19 protein-coding genes are annotated in these 18472 nt (G+C 43.4%); 5 read left to right on the forward strand and 14 right to left on the reverse strand.

Translation table 11 applies throughout. The features are described 5' to 3' along the window. Positions 1-2: 2 nt before the first annotated feature. Positions 3-1985: an excinuclease ABC subunit UvrB gene (uvrB, locus tag BLT53_RS14085; RefSeq protein WP_090236898.1), complete on the reverse strand. Its 1983-nt coding sequence runs from the start codon at positions 1983-1985 to the stop codon at positions 3-5. A gap of 276 nt (positions 1986-2261) precedes the next feature. On the opposite strand from uvrB, the gene BLT53_RS14090 reads away from it, so the two are divergent. The 3 genes from BLT53_RS14090 to BLT53_RS25140 all read left to right on the forward strand — a co-directional run bounded on the left by BLT53_RS14090 (position 2262) and on the right by BLT53_RS25140 (position 3108). After that, a complete protein-coding gene (locus tag BLT53_RS14090; RefSeq protein ID WP_090235688.1) occupies positions 2262-2546 on the forward strand; it encodes a hypothetical protein in 285 nt (94 codons plus the stop codon). Between the two features lie 75 nt (positions 2547-2621). After that, positions 2622-2894: a hypothetical protein gene (locus tag BLT53_RS14095; RefSeq protein ID WP_090235689.1), complete on the forward strand. Its 273-nt coding sequence runs from the start codon at positions 2622-2624 to the stop codon at positions 2892-2894. 67 nt (positions 2895-2961) lie between these two features. Then, positions 2962-3108 (forward strand): hypothetical protein, encoded by a 147-nt coding sequence (locus BLT53_RS25140; protein WP_170834352.1) that lies wholly within the window; start codon positions 2962-2964, stop codon positions 3106-3108. A 94-nt stretch (positions 3109-3202) separates the two neighbouring features. On the opposite strand, the gene BLT53_RS14100 is transcribed toward BLT53_RS25140, so the two are convergent. The 9 genes from BLT53_RS14100 to rpsN all read right to left on the reverse strand — a co-directional run bounded on the left by BLT53_RS14100 (position 3203) and on the right by rpsN (position 11178). Next, positions 3203-3619: an anti-sigma regulatory factor gene (locus BLT53_RS14100; RefSeq protein ID WP_090235691.1), complete on the reverse strand. Its 417-nt coding sequence runs from the start codon at positions 3617-3619 to the stop codon at positions 3203-3205. 311 nt (positions 3620-3930) lie between these two features. Beyond that, on the reverse strand, positions 3931-4218 hold the full coding sequence (locus tag BLT53_RS14105; RefSeq protein WP_090235692.1) for a hypothetical protein: 288 nt from the start codon (positions 4216-4218) through the stop codon (positions 3931-3933). Positions 4219-4293: 75 nt separating this feature from the next. After that, on the reverse strand, positions 4294-5193 hold the full coding sequence (locus BLT53_RS14110; protein WP_244520487.1) for a cation diffusion facilitator family transporter: 900 nt from the start codon (positions 5191-5193) through the stop codon (positions 4294-4296). A 177-nt stretch (positions 5194-5370) separates the two neighbouring features. Continuing rightward, positions 5371-5820: a GtrA family protein gene (locus BLT53_RS14115; protein WP_244520415.1), complete on the reverse strand. Its 450-nt coding sequence runs from the start codon at positions 5818-5820 to the stop codon at positions 5371-5373. Then, positions 5817-7523, reverse strand: coding sequence for a DUF6044 family protein (locus tag BLT53_RS14120; protein ID WP_090235695.1), 1707 nt, complete (start codon positions 7521-7523; stop codon positions 5817-5819). The genes BLT53_RS14115 and BLT53_RS14120 overlap by 4 nt, the downstream gene beginning before the upstream one ends. A gap of 32 nt (positions 7524-7555) precedes the next feature. Next, positions 7556-8440, reverse strand: coding sequence for a UTP--glucose-1-phosphate uridylyltransferase GalU (gene galU, locus BLT53_RS14125; RefSeq protein WP_090235697.1), 885 nt, complete (start codon positions 8438-8440; stop codon positions 7556-7558). Positions 8441-8664: 224 nt separating this feature from the next. Continuing rightward, complete coding sequence (locus BLT53_RS14130; protein WP_090235698.1) at positions 8665-9651, reverse strand: Gfo/Idh/MocA family protein; 987 nt, start codon at positions 9649-9651, stop codon at positions 8665-8667. A 59-nt stretch (positions 9652-9710) separates the two neighbouring features. After that, entirely contained in the window at positions 9711-10703 is a 993-nt protein-coding gene (locus BLT53_RS14135) for a CobW family GTP-binding protein (protein WP_090235700.1), read from the reverse strand. Positions 10704-10908: 205 nt separating this feature from the next. Further along, positions 10909-11178: a 30S ribosomal protein S14 gene (gene rpsN / locus BLT53_RS14145; protein WP_090235703.1), complete on the reverse strand. Its 270-nt coding sequence runs from the start codon at positions 11176-11178 to the stop codon at positions 10909-10911. A gap of 237 nt (positions 11179-11415) precedes the next feature. On the opposite strand from rpsN, the gene BLT53_RS14150 reads away from it, so the two are divergent. Continuing rightward, on the forward strand, positions 11416-12345 hold the full coding sequence (locus BLT53_RS14150; protein ID WP_090235704.1) for a metal ABC transporter substrate-binding protein: 930 nt from the start codon (positions 11416-11418) through the stop codon (positions 12343-12345). Between the two features lie 35 nt (positions 12346-12380). Here the strand turns inward: BLT53_RS14150 and BLT53_RS14155 are convergent, their stop codons facing one another. From BLT53_RS14155 to BLT53_RS14170, 4 genes are all read right to left on the reverse strand, one after another. Beyond that, positions 12381-13271 (reverse strand): manganese catalase family protein, encoded by an 891-nt coding sequence (locus tag BLT53_RS14155; RefSeq protein WP_090235705.1) that lies wholly within the window; start codon positions 13269-13271, stop codon positions 12381-12383. Positions 13272-13328: 57 nt separating this feature from the next. After that, positions 13329-13553: a YuzF family protein gene (locus BLT53_RS14160; RefSeq protein ID WP_090235706.1), complete on the reverse strand. Its 225-nt coding sequence runs from the start codon at positions 13551-13553 to the stop codon at positions 13329-13331. Between the two features lie 111 nt (positions 13554-13664). Beyond that, the gene (locus BLT53_RS25635) at positions 13665-15407 is read right to left on the reverse strand and encodes a glycine betaine ABC transporter substrate-binding protein (RefSeq protein ID WP_090235708.1); all 1743 of its coding nucleotides are present in this window, start codon (positions 15405-15407) and stop codon (positions 13665-13667) included. Then, positions 15404-16612 carry a quaternary amine ABC transporter ATP-binding protein gene (locus BLT53_RS14170; protein ID WP_090235710.1) on the reverse strand — a complete coding sequence of 403 codons (1209 nt, stop codon included), beginning with the start codon at positions 16610-16612 and terminating at the stop codon, positions 15404-15406. Before BLT53_RS14170 ends, BLT53_RS25635 begins: the two co-directional genes overlap by 4 nt. A gap of 378 nt (positions 16613-16990) precedes the next feature. On the opposite strand from BLT53_RS14170, the gene cls reads away from it, so the two are divergent. Beyond that, positions 16991-18454: a cardiolipin synthase gene (gene cls / locus BLT53_RS14175; RefSeq protein ID WP_090235712.1), complete on the forward strand. Its 1464-nt coding sequence runs from the start codon at positions 16991-16993 to the stop codon at positions 18452-18454. The last annotated feature ends 18 nt before the right edge of the window (positions 18455-18472 follow it).

Raw genomic sequence — 18472 nt, forward strand, 5'->3', positions numbered from 1 at the left:
CCTTACCCTTCAGCTTTTAGCTCAAGTATCAAATCCCGAAGTTCTGCCGCCCGTTCAAACTGCAGATTTCTTGCCGCATCCTTCATTTCAGCTTCCATACGTCCGATAAAGGCTTCGCGGTCTTTTTTGCTCATCTTCTGTTTTGGTGCCTTCGATGCGTACTCTTCGCCATCCTCTGCCGCCTGAGTGGCCCTGATGACATCGTGAACTGCTTTTTTAATCGTTTGAGGCACAATGCCATGTTCCTCGTTGTATTGCATCTGTACGTTTCTGCGCCGCTGTGTTTCTCCGATGGCAATCTCCATGGACCTGGTGATCTTGTCGGCATACATAATGACATGTCCGTTGCTGTTACGTGCCGCACGCCCGATTGTCTGAATCAGGGACCTTTCGGAACGAAGAAATCCTTCCTTATCCGCATCGAGTATGGTAACTAGAGAAACCTCAGGAATGTCGAGTCCTTCTCTGAGAAGGTTAATCCCCACAAGCACATCAAACACACCGAGCCTCAATTCCCGGATTATCTCAATCCTCTCCAGCGTCTTAATCTCAGAATGGAGGTATCTTACCTTTATACCCATTTCTTGCAGGTAATCAGTCAGATCTTCAGACATTTTTTTGGTGAGCGTGGTCACGAGCACGCGTTCATTTTTGGCGACACGGTCGTTAATCTCACCAAGAAGATCGTCAATCTGCCCTTTGCTCTTACGCACTTCAATGGTTGGATCAAGCAATCCGGTAGGCCGGATAATCTGCTGGATGGGTTCTGGAGCATGCTCCTCTTCATATGGGCCTGGTGTTGCAGATACATAAATGTGCTGAAAGTTATCCTTTCCTTCAAATTCATCGAACGTCAGCGGCCGGTTGTCTTTCGCTGAAGGCAGGCGGAATCCATGTTCAACCAGTACATTTTTACGTGCCTGGTCACCATTGTACATTCCGCGGATTTGCGGCAATGTCACATGCGACTCATCGATCACGATCATAGAATCATCGGGAAAATAATCAAGAAGTGTATATGGGGTGGATCCGATGGGGCGCAATGTCAGATGAAGAGAATAGTTCTCAATCCCCGAGCAGAAGCCCATTTCACTCATCATCTCAATATCATAGCGGGTACGCTGCTCCAAACGCTGGGCTTCAAGCAGCTTGCCGGCGTCATTTAATTCCTTCAGCCTCTCCTCGAGTTCGGCTTCAATCCTCTGAATGGCCAACTTCATTTTCTCTTCCCGGGTGACGAAGTGGGATGCCGGAAAAATGGCTACATGATTACGTTCACCAACAATTTCGCCTGTGAGGGCATCCACTTCTGTAATCCGGTCAATCTCATCACCAAAAAACTCTACGCGCAGGCAGCGTTCATCACGGGAAGCGGGGAAGATTTCCACAACATCTCCGCGCACACGAAAAGTACCGCGGGTGAAATTAATATCATTGCGGTTATACTGAATGTCCACCAAATCCCTCAAGAGCTGATCGCGGTCACGTTCCATTCCAGTACGCAGCGAAATCACCATGCTCTTGTATTCTTCCGGGGACCCGAGGCCATAGATGCAGGACACACTGGACACGATAATGACATCTTTTCTTTCAAACAATGAAGACGTGGCACTGTGCCTTAGCTTATCGATCTCATCATTAATGCTTGCATCTTTTTCTATAAATGTATCAGACTGCGGAATATAGGCTTCCGGCTGATAATAATCGTAATAACTTACAAAGTATTCAACAGCGTTATTCGGAAAAAATTCCTTGAATTCGCTGTATAGCTGCCCGGCAAGCGTTTTGTTATGGGCAATAACCAGTGTCGGTTTGTTTACTTCCTTGATGACATTGGACACTGTAAAGGTTTTTCCTGTACCTGTAGCCCCAAGAAGCGTCATTTTTTCCTTCTTCTCATTAATCCCATTTACAAGCTGACGTATTGCCTCAGGCTGGTCTCCTTGAGGTTTATAAGAAGATACGAGCTCAAATGTTTCGCTCACATTCATAACCTCCGTCCTAAATTTTGCTAATAAGATTATAACACAGCTAACCTGTGAAACTCTAATTTTTGCGAACAAATATTCGCGCGTTAAATATTGGAAATCGATACCTCATGCAGAAATGTATAGTATGCTACTGTTTTTCACATTTTTAAAGAAATTCGCTCATGAGAGCAAAAAAAATGCCCGCCCTTTGAAATGGCAGACCTTTTTATATAACTTTATGTGCCTGTTTTTTATGGTTGCCAACCAGCCAAAATCCAATCACAAGATCGTATGCCGCAATGGCTTGCAGATACCGGGTTGTTCCCATCCTTTAAATGCAAAGAGCATTATCATCATAAGGGAAATAATTACGGCTGGGATTGGAAAAAAAGCACTCTTTTTACCTCTATTCTTTCAGGTTTCCTCTGGACACCTATTATATATATTGTTGCAGAAAAAAAACCAAAACCTATAGGCTTTGGAAATAAAGGGGGTGAGTTGCTTCACAAGCTTATTTCCCTAATTGACTCTTGTTCAAACATAAAAATGAAAGAAGTTTTTAAAAAAGAGTTTTGAAGCTGCCTGAAAAGGGAATTTACAGAATATCCCCTTTTTACTTTATAATTTGACAATTAAACAGGAGGTTTTTCCATGAACACTCGCAGGGTTATTGGTATTTATCCTTCAGAAAATAAAGTTCTCAATAAACTTAAGTTACTTAAAAAAGATGGCATGGAAACAGAACACATGATTATCGTCAACCCCTCTGAGCCTCAAAAAAACCCGCCAGCCCCAACAAATATTCTGCAAAAACTTATGATGATTGGCGTTTCGGAAAACGAAGCTAAATTATATGCGGATGTGTTAAAAGAAGGACAATACATCTTGCTCAACACCGTCACCCACAAGGAATACTTAACCTGATTCTTGTTCTCCAAACATATCAGCCCTCACTTCTCCATATAGTGTTGAAAGAAGGAGGCGCATCCGCATGAACGAAACCGACCAGTTAAAAGCACTGAATCAACTGTTGGAGATTATTCATTACAAGGGAAATGCCCGGAAACTGTCTTTTATGAACCGGCCCCTTTTTCATTCCAAAAAAATTAAATCAAAAAACATCACCCGCCTTCGGTAATGAGGGAGGGTTTATTTTCATCCCTAACACGGGTAAGAAATCAAAAAACAAAAATAAGCCGCCTATTCCCTCTTCTATAAGGAATGGACGGCTGTTAATTCAGTCCTTGTATACACCATTTGATGGCGGTAATTTCGGTTCCTACTTCCAGCATGGTATGGACGTTCAAGATGTCCATTAGCTTCTGTACACCCGGTAAGCCTGCTCCCAATCCTCCCGAACTGGTGTAACCGGATTGCAGCGCGAGATTAATATCTTGGATACCCGGCCCTTGGTCAACAGCAGAAACCCGGATACCTGCCCTGTGGTTTTCCCTGATCGCTTCTACAATGATTTTTCCTTCCCCGGCATAAAGATAGATATTTCTTGCAAGCTCGGATATTGCTGTCTTAATTCTTACTTGATCAACTGCACTAAATCCGATCTCCCTTGCAAGTTCCTTTCCTTCCTGCCGGGCGATGGAGATATCGAATTCACGTTTTATTTCAACCGTAACCTGGTGATAGTTCACGGTAAGCACCTCTATTCATGGATTATTGGTAGTGCTTACTTCCTACTGGCACGGGATATGGGATTTTTGGATAGAAATAATAAATAGTACTCCACACATATCTTTCAACAATTTAAGTATTATTCCTTTTTATTTCAACAAAAATGTTTTTATTTGAGGATATATTACTACATATGTAGCTGATAACGGGGGCACTGCTTATATCGACATTTTTCTTCTATTTCCTTCCCATACAAATTTATTCTTGTGCTCCTGCCTCTTGAGACAAAAAAAAGCCCCATCCGAAGATGAGAAGCTTAGTGTTTTGTTTGCTATTTTCCGGAATTTTCATGGCCAGGTAGCTGTTCATCAGGAGTGGACTGGCCTCCCGCCGATGTATTGTTATCAGGGATAATGTCGATCTGATTTCCTGAAGCGTCAGATTTTGCTTTTCCGGATGCCGAGCTTGGAAGGTTATCATTTGATGAACCAAAATCTCCGATTGATACTACTTTCAGCCCTAAACTGTTTAGATTATCATTTAACTTGTTACGAAGGTCCTTATCAAACGTTTCAGGGGCCTCTGCCGTATATTCAAGCTGGACATTAATCGTTTTCATTTGAGATCTCCTCCTTCATTTCCTATGCAAAACCTATTCCCGTTTTTCTACAGCATAAACAAAGAGTGACCTCAGTCACTCTTTATCGGGAAAGTATGGATTGATATGGATAAATACCTCTGATATGTCCGGAAATCTTGTTTGAAGGTCATCTCTCAGGTTTCTGGCGATATCATGCCCTTCTTTAATGCTCAAATCAAAATTAACCGATATGCGCAGGTCCAAAATAATGTAATGCCCATGTGTTCTTGCTCTCATGCGGTCGATCCGCTTGATATCTGGAAACTCCATGACGACTTTTCGATATTGAGAAAGAACCGGCTTCTCAATATTTTTGTCCATAAGGATGTCGATCGATGAGCCCAGAAGCTTCAATGAAATTCTGAGTATGAGAAAGGCTACGATTAAGCTCGCTGCTGCATCACCATAAAGAAGATAGTGTATATTGTATTTCTCGCCGATAATGGAAAGAATCACACCAAAAAAAGCGGCCAGGGAAGCCACAATGTCGGCTTTATGGTCAAAGGCGATCGCTATGATCGCTTTACTGTTATACTTCTCTCCGAGTTTCATTGAATTGCGATACAGAAGATGCTTTGCCACATAGGAAAACAAGGCGGCTATCAGTGCAATGTATTCAGGAGCTTCAGGCTTTCCTAAAAAACCAAGAACTCCTTCAACGACAATATAAATGCTTACCAGAAACAGAATGATGCCAACAAAGCCTTCACTCAGAACTTCTGCTTTCCCATGTCCAAACGGATGGTCCTCATCTGGCGGCTTATTGGAAATGCCGACCACAGCGAGAACAGCTATAGAGGCCACAATGTCCGCAGCAGAGTGAATACCGTCAGCAAACACAGACTCACTTCCGGCCAGCAGTCCCACTGCTACTTTCCCTATGGTTAATATACAGTTGCTGATCAGCGCAAGCCAGGCAACTCTTTTTCCAACCTTCTCTCTTTCATGTACGATTTCCATGTTCCCCTCCTAAAATAATGTTTCCCTTAGGAAAAAAAAATCCCGAACCGCTTTGCGGTTCAGGATTGGCCGGTCAATTTAAAGTTTGAAGTCATCATATCCATCATTCCTTTAATTATAAAAAAACCCAGTTTTATAATTATACTCTTTTCAACCTCAAAAATCAAGCAACTAAAGATGGTTGCCGATACCTTTTTCGGGGGGAAACACGAGCCATCTTTGTCCCGCATAATTCAACACCGTATAAAGCCCCGTTCCAATTAAAACCGCTGCATCATCCGCAGCCTGGCCATATTCGGGCAACAGGGCATGAACGCCCCAAACAGCCATCCGAATCGCTGCATAATATGCAAGAACATAGCAAGCCAGGATCACAGCGGTAAAGCGCAGAATGCTACCGCGAACAGGAGACTGGCTTCTAAATGTAAATACCCGGTTTAATACATAGCTGACACATGCACCAATGGTATTTCCTAAAAACGTTGCCACCCAATATGTGGCGCCTGTACCATGCAGCAAAAGGTAGATAGTCCCCAATCCAACAAGTGTATTGACCACACCTACCAATAAGAAACGCACAAATGAATGATTCATCCACTTTCCACCTGTTCTGTTTTTCATGATGGATCCTCATTCAACACACGGTAAAGATAAATGGTCCACGCCGATTCACGCTGAGTAAATTTCCTTATGTATTGGAGGTTATTTTCCTTTGCATTGATAATCGGTACTGCAGAAAAAATGTATTCTCCACCCATCCGTGTAAAAACAGTCGTGTTAAGCTGAAGATGCTTAATCCTCTTTTTGGAGTATTTCGTGTAGTTATACCGCTTTCCCAGCTCTGCCGAGAACAAATAGCAGCGGTTTCCCCATTCGTCATAGTAAGCGGCAAGCCGCGGACTCTTTTCCAATTCCTTCTGAATGATTTTACGGAACTCGTGTTTATAGGACAACGGATAATAATTATTGTACGTATCCAGTGTGTAAAATCCATTATATTGAGCGATAGCAGGATGAATGCCCAAACTGGCTACTCGATAGGAGGATTGAGGCTCTCCAATATAGCTTTCAATCTGCTGGAATTGCTTCTTTGCATAAAATTGTTTAAACGAAGGGGTTTGCCAGAAACGATAATAAATTTCCTCATTAAAACAGCACAGGATAAAAACCTGTAGCATCAAACCGGCCCGTATCCACGTCCGCCATTTCTCTTTATCCCATAAGAGCCAAATGCCCAATGCAAAGAGTACATAAATGACAAGCGGGCGCAGAAAATGATACCTTGCAAAGTTAAACGTAGCAAGAAAGTGAAAATGATCTTTAATGGGAACCCAACCTTTATAAAACCAGAAAGCATACCAAACAGACAGGAAAACATTAAGTAAAAATAAAAACTGAAAGAGCTTTACCTGCTTTTCACCTTTTTTTCTGTCCCAGGATTTATAAAGCGCTACAAACAACACAGGTAAAATGACGGCTGTATGTACCGTCATGTCATGGGTATGTCCCAAAAGAAAGTTTTTGAACACGAGCCGGACGGAATGCAAGAATGTAAGCGTCGAAATCTGGAATTCATCCCGGCTGGTTGGGGATTCCGGAACAATCAGTGAATAAACAAGCCTGTATTCAATCAGAAGATAAATGGCCGTCATCAGTGCAATGCTGCCCAAAAAACGTAAATTCCACCGCTTTTTTGTGACCAGTTCCCAGAGCCAAAACACACCCAAAGCACTGAGAAAAAAGAAAAATCCAAGAACAAAACTGGAGTATAAAGGAAGAAGAATAAGTGTTAGCCACTCCTTCCATGTGTCCCCATGCTTCCTAATCGTCAAAAAAGCCCATAAGGCAAGAGGCTGACCAAGCGTGCTGAGCATTCCCGAGGGCCAGAACGGAGTGAGTGCGAAGGCAACCGATACCCAAATCGTTACAGGATAGGCTTCCTTGTTTTGCAGAATGTGTTTTTTCAATAGAAAGTACATGCCAAGAAAAGCAAAAATCCGTGTGACCGCCTGGCTCAGCGCATAGGCGGTCATCGATGGAAACCAATTGTGCAGCCATTGAATCAGGCTGAGCTCTGTTCCAAACGCATTGCGCGGAAGGCCATTAATGATCTGGGGAATGACACTGTCCATTGGGCCGAATAACTGGCCGCTTTCTTTCAGCACTTTGTACCATGCAATGTTCGAGTCCATATTATCATGCACTCTGATGTGTGCATCCTCACCAAGAATAAAAGGAGGGGACATAATAATTAAAATTAGCGCCCATGCCAGTATCAGATGTTTTTTTTCAGGATGTAGATCTGACCAGTACTTAGCCATCATGCAACTCCTCACCTTTTATCCTTAGTGCTGTTTCAAGGCTGTTTCAGTATTCTTTCTTTTAAATAATGAAGGAGAGGTTCACGAAGCTCTTCATTCTGCAGAGCAAATTCAACTGAAGTTGTAATAAAGCCCAGCTTATCTCCCACATCATATCTATTCCCATCAAACTCATAGGCATATACGTCTTGAATTTGATTGAGTTTTTGAATGGCGTCGGTCAGCTGAATTTCACCGCCGGCTCCTGCTTCCTGGTTTTCCAGAAAGGAAAAAATTTCGGGTGTCAGAATATAGCGGCCCATGATCGCAAGGTTGGAGGGTGCTTTCCCCTGAGGCGGTTTTTCCACAAAGTTCGCTACCTCGTACAGACGCCCGGACTTTGAACTCGTTTCCACAATTCCATACCGGCTGGTCTCTTCGTCAGGAACCGGCTTTACTCCTATCACGGAGGATTCCGTACGTTCAAATTGCTCCATCATCTGGCGGATACAGGGAGTTTCTGCCTGAACGATGTCATCCCCGAGCAACACGGCAAACGGCTCATCCCCGATAAATTTCCGAGCGCTCCAAACCGCATGACCGAGCCCTTTCGGCTGTTTCTGGCGGATATAATGGATATCAGCCATTTCCGAAGAGCGCTGCACCTCTTCCAGCAGCTTGACCTTGCCTGTAGAGAATAAACTGTGCTCAAGATCAAATGAGTAATCAAAATGATCCTCAATCGCCCGCTTTCCTTTTCCGGTAACGATCAGTATATCCTCAATCCCGGAATTGATCGCCTCTTCCACGATATATTGAATGGTTGGTTTATCCACGATCGGAAGCATTTCTTTCGGCATGGCTTTTGTCGCCGGCAAAAAACGCGTACCCAGTCCCGCTGCCGGAATGATCGCTTTTTTCACTCTCTTTGTGGTCGTCATCTATATCTCTCCTCAGCTATGAAATTCCCTGGTTTACAGTTATCTTTTTCAAGCCAAACCGAATAGTCTACTTTTCCTCTTATTCACCTTTTCCTCCATTATAAATAAATACTCAAATACATCTTTATCATTCTTAAAAAGTCGTAAATAATTCGGAGTGAGAAAACCTTGCCTACAAAAATAAGCTGCCCCAAAAACAGCATTTGAGCAGCTTAATCTTTCTATTATTTACGGTCATTCGGATAAACAACGCCCAGTTGGCTGCGGACCTCGTCCATAATTTCCATTACGGCAAGAGAGTTATCGTGCGAATTAATATCCGACTCCAGTTTTCCCTGCTGAATCAAGGAGATGAATTCTTTCGTTTCATAGTACATCGGTTCATGTTCAAGAGAAGCTGAGATATTCCGTGACTCTCCGCCCCTGTACCGTAATTCAACCTTCTCCGGTGTATGGATCCGGTCAATGACAATGCTTCCCTTCTCCCCTTGAATCTCGGAAGGAAGGGAGGAATCGGTAATTTTTGAATACGTTACGACAGCTTCCATCGTGTCATAGGTCAGCAAAATGCTGCCTTCCCCGTCCACCCCGGTCTCAAGCTTAATTCCGCTCGCCTTAACCGATTTTGGCCGGCCGAACAGCACCACCAGTGGATAGATGCAATATGTGCCAAGGTCCATGAGCGCTCCATTTGAGAACTCTGGTTTGAACGCATTAAGAATCATTCCTTCCTTGTAGGCATCATACCGCGAAGAGTACTGACAATAGTTGCCAACATACCTTCTTATGGTTTCAATCTCTGACAAATGCTCCCTGATGGCTTTGAAACCCGGAAGGAATGTTGATTTCATTGCTTCCATCATAACCACGTTGTTTGCCTTGGCAGATTCAATCATTTCCTTGATTTCATGGGCATTTGAAGCAAGTGGTTTTTCGCAAAGCACGTGCTTGCCATGGTTCATCAGCTCAATGACCTGCCGGGCATGAAATGAGTTCGGGCTTGCCACATAAACCGCGTCAATTAAATCGGATGAGGCAAACTCGTCATAATCCGTGTAAACCGTAGAAACTCCATGTTTCTCTGCAAATTCCCTGCCTTTTTCCTCTGTCCGCGAATAAACAGCATTCAGCTTAAACTCTTCGAGATCACCTGCCGCCTTCAGAAAGGCATCTGTAATCCAGTTTGTACCTATCACACCAAAACGTATCACTCATGTATCCTCCTTCAATTGACTGTTCAACAGCCAGTTTACCATATTCCCGTTCCGTTTTATGCATACAGCGTTTGCAGAACTTCCTTCTGGAATGATGTTTGAAGGTCATCCACCGGCATGTTGTAGCCAATCAAGATCAAACAAGTAGAGCATTCCTGGTCTTCCATCCGTTCCATCTCTACTTCTTTTGAGGCGAATTGAAATTGATAAAGTCCACTTGGAGAAGCCAGTTGCACCATGCCCTTAGCCCGAAGCACACTTTCCGGCAATTTTTTCAGCCACTTTTCAAAGCGTATCCTTTCCACTGGCGGAATGTCTTCGATTTTAACCGCTTTAAACGGATGCTCATGGTGATGGTCAGTATGATGCTCGTGAGTATGTGGGTAATATTCCTCCTGCTTTCTAAGAGATACTGATACGGTGCTCATCCGCTGTTTTAACAGCTTATCCAGAGGGATGTTGCCATACACCGTCTCCATAATTTCCACATCGCCTTTTACCAGCTTTCTCAATTTTTTATAGATTTTATCTTTACTTTTTTCCTGAATAAGGTCCATCTTGTTCAAAAGAATCAGCGTGGCGCTGCTCATCTGTTCATTCAACATCTCCCGGATCTCCCTCGAACTGGAGAAAATGCTTTGGTATTCAAGAAATTTGCTGGCGTCTGCCAGACTGATGACCGATTGAGTTTCAAACCCGTTATGAAGCCGCGGATCAGTGAGGGCCTCCAAAATTTCCTTCGGATTGGCCACGCCCGTTCCCTCGATCAACAGAACATCCACCTGATTTTCTTCCTGCAAAAAGAATTGCAGCTCCTCCCTCAGGTCATCCTGAATCGTACAGCAGATGCATCCGTCCAGCATTTCCAGCATTTTTTCACCTTTAAACAGATGCCCTTCCACATTGACTTGCCCCAGCTCATTCAATACAATTCCCGGTTTAAGGCTTCTGGTTTTAAAGTCGGCAAGCATTTTCAGCAATACCGTCGTTTTACCTGAACCAAGAAAGCCGCTTAATATGTATGTTGGAATTTTTTTATGGATTGTCATCTTCTGGTTCCTCCCTTAATAGCTTTATATAAATCGTAATCATTATGGTTTATCTTAACATGAAAATGGAGCAACCATCCAGAAAAAGCAATAACCATGACTTCTGAAAACTTTCTTGATATTATAGGTGTATTTGATATGGATCTTTCCGCAAAATGACAAAAAGCATTCTTTCCTGCTTTGGAAAAAATGCTTTTATCCTTCATTACCAGCTGGATTTTTTAACACCAGGGATTTGGCCTTTATGGGCAAGTTCCCTGAAAGCGATTCTGGACATTTCAAACTTGCGGAGTACGCCTCTTGGCCGTCCTGTTACTTTACATCGATTATGAAGCCGTGTGGGACTCGCGTTTTTAGGAAGCTTGCTTAAGCCCTCATAATCTCCGACGGCCTTCAGTTCAGCCCTTTTCCCTGCGTACCGGTCAACGATGGCCTGACGCTTCAATTCCCGTTCAATCATTGCTTTCTTTGCCAATTCAGTCAATCCTCCTTATCATAAATCGTACTCATTTCGTTTTGTAGTTTACTCTTGATAAACATAGTTGTCAAAGAAGCTGCTTTTAAACGCTTTTTGTTATCATTTCTAGCGAATACCACTAATAGAAATGGTGGGCATCTTTTCCAAATCCCTTTTAATAAACAAACACCTTTACAAATCGTAACGATTACGATATATTTTGAAAAGAGATTTTACGGAGAGGCTGATTATTCAATGAAATATCTTAAACTTATTGCGATGCTTTCTATTTTTTCCTTCCTTCTTGCTGCCTGTTCCGGCCAAAAGGAAACAAGTTCGAATAAAGATCCTAATAAATTAACAGTAAATACGACCATTTTTCCTCTCAAGGATTTTGCAAGTAAAATCGGGGGAAAATATGTCTCGGTTAAAAATGTGGTTCCTGCAGGCGTGGAACCCCACGATTACGAGCCAACCATACAAACGATGTCAGAACTGTCAGATGGGGATTTGTTTATCTACAATGGTGCTGGTCTCGAGGGATTTGCCGATAAAGCGATTGACACACTTGATCGAAATAAAACGACTGTCATTAAAGCTACACAGGGGATAAGGCTTGAGGCAGAACACGCAGAAGGTGAAGAAAGTGATCATGAGCACAATCACGGCGATACCGATCCGCATGTTTTCATCGATCCGGTGCACTCTGTCAAAATGGCTGAAAATATTAAGGATGCTTTAATAAAAAAGGATCCCAAACATAAAAATGAATATGAAAAGAATTTTGCAGCATTAAAATCAGAGCTAATGAAGCTTGACAAAAGTTACAAAACAACCATACAGAACAGCTCTAAAAAAGAAATTCTCGTTTCCCATGCAGCATACGGCTATTGGGAAAAACGATACGGTTTAAAGCAGATTCCGATTTCCGGTCTTTCTCCTTCCAACGAGCCGACGCAAAAACAGCTGCAGTCCATCATCGAGCTCTCTAAAAAACATAACATTAACTATGTACTGTTCGAGGACAACGTGAAACCCCGGGTAGCCGATACAGTTAAATCCGAAGTCGGTGCTGAAGCACTGTCCTTTCATAACCTTGAATCGCCAGCTAAAAAAGACAGCGGTAAAGACTATATCAGCTTAATGAAAGGCAACTTGGATATTTTAAAGAAAGCCCTTCAATAAACAGAACCCTGGCAGCTTTGCCAGGGTTCTTTCGTTTACAAATTCGACATCAGCCGCTTTAAAATCCGTTGATAATCGTCCCGGTCAATACCTGGGGCAAACTCCTCGGGCAGTTCCTCAAAGTCTGGCACCTCTCCCCCTTCCGGCATGCCGTCAATGACCGTTAACTGCTGTCCGGTTTCAGGGTTCTTTCCTTTCCAGATCTTGCTGATGTCCCGGTACTCCGGTTCCCCCCATGTATAGAGCACATTATAGAGTCCCTGGTCCATGAATGGCTTCGCATAATCAAATTTGTTGTTATCAAGGCTCGGTACTGGGAGCATCTTTCCTACCTCCACACCTGTTGCCACTTCAATGGCTTTTGCATAAGCAATAATATGCGTCCCTCCGCGGACGAGCAAGTAGCCGATCATCGTCCGTGCTGTCGGATGGTCGGTCATTTCATAGACCCTCATTTTATGAGTGCGCGCACCAATTTCAAGCAGATAGTTATGAAGCAGGTCCGCCACCAGATTTCCCGAGTTTGTCACGTATTCCCCGTTCCACGGACGGCCCATTCCATCCCCCGGATAAGCCGCCTGCGCCGTGGTTGTAAAATGCAATGAATAGCGTGCATCCTTTCCGTTTTGTAAAGGCGTCATATCTGGGTCCCCCGGAAAGGTATTGCCAAATGACAACAAATTGATTGCATTTGCCACGAGCTCCACATGGCCGAACTCTTCGGCTGTTATGCTAGCTATCAGATCATAAAACGGTTTAAACCTTTTCTTTCCGCGAAAATTAAACGATTGGTACATGTAATTATTAAGTGTGGACATTTCCCCAAACTTTCCGCCCAGCAGCTCCTGAACGGCCGCAGCTCCATTCATATCTCCATGCTCTGGCCTTGGAAGCTCAATTGCCAGTTTATTGACACGTTTCATCATGTTGCTCCACCTCCGCTGATTTCCGCTTGTTTCTCCGGCAAACTTTTCCTGGCTATTTTACTCTGGAACAAGCTGCGGATTCGGAACTACCCAGATGATTTGCTGAGTTCGGATATAAAACGAATTGCCGCCAGATTCTACCACAATATGGTCCGGCACCACCTGTTTAAGCGTTCCCCGGACAGAACCCCTTTCCGTTTGAACAACAACGGGCTTTCCAACTACAGCCTGAAGGGTTTGAAACACGTATGGATCACTGACAGTCCAATTGATGTTATTCATGCTGACCTCCCCATTCACTACTTTTGCGTATTCCTTTATATATTTATTAGCAGGGTGAATGCATTAGTCTAAATAAAAAGAGGACAGCCTGAAGCGGCTGCCCTCTATGAATTATTTGCTTTTTTTCAAATCTTCAATGGAATCAATGTTCATATACTTTGGAACGGTCAGGCCAAGCTTTGTACCTTCAAGGTTTGGTCCAAGATCCTCAAACTTGCCTTTGTACTTGTCGTAGTAATCCTTGTGAGTGGTTGGCAGCCAGGCCGCAACCATCGCATCAGCACTTCCGCCTGCCACACCGGCAAACATCGGACCGGCTTCTACTTGCTGAAGTTTTACTGTATAGCCTTCTTGCTCAAGAACTTTGGCAATGACATTCGTACTCGCGATTTCGGATTCCCAGGCTACATAAACAAGGCTGACTTGCTTGCCGTTGCCCTTTTGTGCGCCTTTGGTCCATTTCGCCACTTGCTTTTTATGTGATTTAACCCAATCTGCTGCAGCATCTGCAGGTTTTGCGCCATCCTGGACTTTCACCATTACATTTTCCATATCGGCTGGTTTCCAGTAGAACTGATCCAGAATTTGGTTGGCACCCGGATTGTCCTGTTTGAATCCTTTACGGGTTAGCGTATGGATGGACTCACCCTTACCATACGAACCTTTAGGATCCTTCAAATACTTCAAATCATATTTGCTGAACATCCAGTGCGGCGTCCAGCCGGTAACGATAATCGGCTCTTTCCTTTCATACGCCTTTTTCAATTCTGCCGTCATCGCTGCAGATGAACCTTCTTTCAGCGTCCAATCGTTTTTTAAGCCATAATCCTTCATCGCCTTTTCAGTGGCCTTCATTAAGCCTGCTCCAGGATCAATACCTGTAATTTCATAGTTCACCTGGTCACCGACATTTTTAGAACCTGTTTGGTTTGGGCCGGCGGCTTGACTGAATGCAGTTACTGCATAAGCGATAACAAGAACTGCAGCGAGAACAGAATACACCCATTTCTTGCTGATGGTGTTGCCCAAAAGCGGTTTACGAAGGTTTTGCGAAACACGGTCAAGAATAATCGCGATGATAACGATGGACAGACCCGCTTCGAAACCTTGTCCCACTTTAATCTGAGTTACAGCCCGGTATACTTCTGCTCCCAGTCCGGGTGCACCTACTAGCGAAGCGATAACCACCATGGATAACGCCAGCATGATACTTTGGTTAACCCCTGCCAAAATGGTTGGAGCAGCAAGCGGCAGCTGTACTTTAAACAGCTTTTGGCCTGTGGTTGAACCAAATGCTTCTGACGCTTCAATCAGGTCTCCAGGTACTTCCCGAATTCCAAGATTCGTCAGACGGATTGTTGGCGGTACAGCAAAAATAACGGATGCCAGAATACCTGGCACGACTCCGATACCAAAAAACAGGATCGAAGGAATTAAGTAAACAAATGCTGGCATTGTCTGCATAAAGTCCAAAATAGGAGTAATGATTTTTTTTGCGGTATCGTTCTGAGATGCCCAAATCCCAAGCGGAATACCAATGATAATTGTCAGAACGACTGATGAAAGCACGAGTGCGATCGTTTGAACCGTCGCATCCCAATACCCAAGGTTATCGATCAATAATAACCCGATCAAAGAAAAAATGGCTACACCCCACCGGCTTGTATAAAGCGCGAAAAGTGTAATGATCAAGATCAGTAAGATTGGAGGACCGATGTCAAGAACCTTAACAAGAGTGTCCAGCAGCCCTTCAATAAAACTTGTAATCGCACTAAAAAGCGGGTCAAACGTACTGGTAATCCAATCTACTAAGTGGTCAACCCATTGTGCTAAAGGAATTTTCGGAAAATTCATTCGTCATCCTCCTTTCCGTTCAGCCCATCACGGTTTCCAGCGAGTGCCCCGATGACTGCACCTCGAATAATAATTCCCTTTAGCCGTTTTTCTTCATCGATGACGGCGAGTGGAATATTGGTGTTGGCCATTGGCTCAAACAAATCGGAAAGCAATGTTTCCTCCGTTACTGTCAACACGTCTTTATGCATTACATCTTCTATCGATTTGCCCTCTTTTACTGCCATGGACGCTGCATCCGCAGTAACTGCTCCAAGCAGGCGCTGCTTGCGGTCTACGATAAAGATGCTGGAATAACCCTGGTCTTTCATGATTTGGAGAGCCACACGCGGTCCTCTGTCCGGTGAGATCTTTTCTGCACGTTTCATAACATGTGAAGCGGTAAGTACACGTGATAAGTCCACATCTTCAACAAACCGCTCAACGTATTCATTAGCAGGATTCATCATGATTTCTTCAGGAGTTCCAATTTGAATAATGCTTCCATCCTTCATAAGGGCGATTCGGTCGCCAATTCGAAGAGCCTCATCCAAATCATGTGTAATAAAGATGATTGTTTTATGCATAGAATCTTGAATTTCAAGAAGCTCATCCTGCATATCTTTACGGATCAGTGGATCCAGTGCACTGAACGCTTCATCCATCAACAGGATATCTGTATCGCTCGCCAATGCTCTTGCCAGACCTACCCGCTGCTGCATACCTCCGCTCAGCTGGGATGGAAGCTGGTTTTCAAACCCTTTTAATCCAACAACCTCAAGGGATTTCATTGCTTTTTCTTTTCGCTCTGCAGCAGAAACGTTTTGAATTTCCAATCCGTATTCCGTGTTCTCAAGCACGGTTTTGTGAGGGAAAAGTGCGAAGTTTTGAAAGACCATGGAGATGGTTTTTCGGCGTACCTCTCTTAATTTTGCTGGAGGCATTTTAACGATGTCCTGATTATCAATCAAAATTTCACCGCTTGATGGATCGATCAGCCGGTTAAGCATTCGGATCAGGGTAGATTTACCACTTCCGGATAACCCCATAACCACAAAGATCTCACCGGGATAGATATCAAACGATGCATTGTTGACACCTACCGTACTGCCTGTTTCTTTAAGAATCTCTCTTTTGGAATATCCTTTTTTCAGTAATTGTACGGCTGTTTTCGGAGATTTCCCGAAGATTTTCGTTACATTTCTTACACTGACTTTTGCATCCATTTAATCACCTCTATTTTTTCGACATTCTACGACAACAAATAACAGCAACTTTTTTATTGTATAGAAGTTTCCTTGTTACACCAAATTATGTATTCTAGGATATATAAGTATGTGACAGGTGCTATTAGGAATGCCTAGAGTTAGCCATAATATACTTACATATCTTAAGTTATCCTTCCAAATGCTCTTATATGCTTTCTTACGAGGGGACTATATGTCCGAATAAATGGAAAAAAGTGCTGGTTCCTATATAATAGAAGGAGGCAAAAGAAGGAGTTTCCTCTTCTTTATATATAAAGAATTACGACTCTGTCTGAAGAATATGATATGGTAAACATCGAGGTTTTTACACAGATCCTGTTCAGGTAAGGAGAAACTATGCAAATATTTTCAACGCACATATTTTCTTACGTTTTAATGTTTTTTTCTATCTTAAATATATTGCTTGCCGCCGTCATCGTTTTTAAGGAACGAAGGGATGCCAGCTCCACCTGGGCATGGCTCCTTGTCCTTGTTTTCATTCCTTTAGGCGGCTTCTTTCTATATCTCATGCTCGGTCAAAATTTGAACAGGCACCGGCTTTTCCATTGGGATGACCGCAAGAAGCTGGGACTTGAGCAGATGTTAAAAAAGCAGATCACCCACATCCGTGATGGCTCCTTTGAATTTAGCAGTGAGCCTGAACGGACGAGCCAGGATTTAATCTACATGCAGCTTCTAAACAATGAAGCTCCATTTACAAGCGACAATGCCGTCGATATTTATACGACAGGCGGAGAAAAGTTTAAAAACCTTCTTCATGATATTGATCAGGCACAAAACCATATCCATCTTCAGTATTACATTATTAAAAAAGACAATCTCGGCCGAAGGATTCGGGATGCTCTTATTGAAAAAGCCAAACAGGGAGTAAAAGTCAGAGTTCTTTATGACGAGCTCGGATCAAGAACTCTACCTAATAACTTCTTTGCGGACCTTCGAAAAGCGGGAGGAGAAGTGGAAGTCTTTTTCCCGAGTAAATTTGCCTTCATTAACTTTCGTATGAACTACCGCAATCATCGCAAAATTGTTATTATCGATGGAAAAATCGGGTATGTTGGCGGGTTTAATATTGGAGATGAATACCTTGGCCTAAGTCCGAGATTTGGAAATTGGCGTGACACCCACCTGAGAATTCAGGGGAAAGCGGTCCTTTCCATGCAAACCCGCTTTATTCTTGACTGGAACCAGGCATCGTATGGACACGATATTGATTATGATCCAGTTTTATACCCCAAGGAAAAAGCCAAAGGAACCGTCGGGATGCAGATTGTTACGAGCGGTCCGGAGTCGGAGTGGCCGCAAATCAAGGATGGCTATATAAAAATGATTTCGATGGCCAAAAAGTCCATTACCATACAGACACCCTATTTTATCCCTGATGCGAGCTTGCTGGACACGCTGCGAATTGCCTGCCATTCCGGCGTAAATGTGAATATCATGATTCCCAATAAGCCTGATCATCTTTTTGTGTACTGGGCCTCACTGTCCAATATCGGCGGTTTGCTGAAAGCCGGAGCCAACGTCTATATTTATGACAACGGCTTTATCCATGCCAAATCCATCGTAGTAGATGATGAAATCTCCTCTGTCGGTACGGCTAATTTCGATATTCGGAGTCTGAAGCTGAATTTTGAGATTAATGCTTTTATCTATAATAAAGAGGTAGCGAAACAGCTGATCGATGCCTTCCAGGAGGATGTCAAACTGTCCCGTAAACTGACATGGGAGGAATACCAGCACCGTTCCCGCTCGATCCGCTTTAGAGAGTCCATCTCCCGGCTCCTGTCTCCAATCTTATAAAACAAACAAAAAAACCGC

Source organism: Fictibacillus solisalsi (genome assembly GCF_900103485.1).
GTDB lineage: Bacteria > Bacillota > Bacilli > Bacillales > Fictibacillaceae > Fictibacillus_C > Fictibacillus_C solisalsi.

What these genes read in the sequence shown, in the direction of transcription:
- galU (WP_090235697.1), bottom strand. Translation starts at nt 8,440, where the DNA reads ATGACGACCACAAAGAGAGTGAAAAAAGCGATCATTCCGGCAGCGGGA.
- BLT53_RS14115 (WP_244520415.1), bottom strand. Translation starts at nt 5,820, where the DNA reads ATGAAAAACAGAACAGGTGGAAAGTGGATGAATCATTCATTTGTGCGT.
- BLT53_RS14170 (WP_090235710.1), bottom strand. Translation starts at nt 16,612, where the DNA reads ATGGATGCAAAAGTCAGTGTAAGAAATGTAACGAAAATCTTCGGGAAA.
- BLT53_RS14095 (WP_090235689.1), top strand. Translation starts at nt 2,622, where the DNA reads ATGAACACTCGCAGGGTTATTGGTATTTATCCTTCAGAAAATAAAGTT.
- BLT53_RS14135 (WP_090235700.1), bottom strand. Translation starts at nt 10,703, where the DNA reads ATGACAATCCATAAAAAAATTCCAACATACATATTAAGCGGCTTTCTT.
- BLT53_RS25635 (WP_090235708.1), bottom strand. Translation starts at nt 15,407, where the DNA reads ATGAATTTTCCGAAAATTCCTTTAGCACAATGGGTTGACCACTTAGTA.
- BLT53_RS14160 (WP_090235706.1), bottom strand. Translation starts at nt 13,553, where the DNA reads ATGAATAACATCAATTGGACTGTCAGTGATCCATACGTGTTTCAAACC.
- BLT53_RS25140 (WP_170834352.1), top strand. Translation starts at nt 2,962, where the DNA reads ATGAACGAAACCGACCAGTTAAAAGCACTGAATCAACTGTTGGAGATT.
- BLT53_RS14105 (WP_090235692.1), bottom strand. Translation starts at nt 4,218, where the DNA reads ATGAAAACGATTAATGTCCAGCTTGAATATACGGCAGAGGCCCCTGAA.
- BLT53_RS14120 (WP_090235695.1), bottom strand. Translation starts at nt 7,523, where the DNA reads ATGATGGCTAAGTACTGGTCAGATCTACATCCTGAAAAAAAACATCTG.
- BLT53_RS14155 (WP_090235705.1), bottom strand. Translation starts at nt 13,271, where the DNA reads ATGATGAAACGTGTCAATAAACTGGCAATTGAGCTTCCAAGGCCAGAG.
- BLT53_RS14090 (WP_090235688.1), top strand. Translation starts at nt 2,262, where the DNA reads ATGCCGCAATGGCTTGCAGATACCGGGTTGTTCCCATCCTTTAAATGC.
- cls (WP_090235712.1), top strand. Translation starts at nt 16,991, where the DNA reads ATGCAAATATTTTCAACGCACATATTTTCTTACGTTTTAATGTTTTTT.
- BLT53_RS14150 (WP_090235704.1), top strand. Translation starts at nt 11,416, where the DNA reads ATGAAATATCTTAAACTTATTGCGATGCTTTCTATTTTTTCCTTCCTT.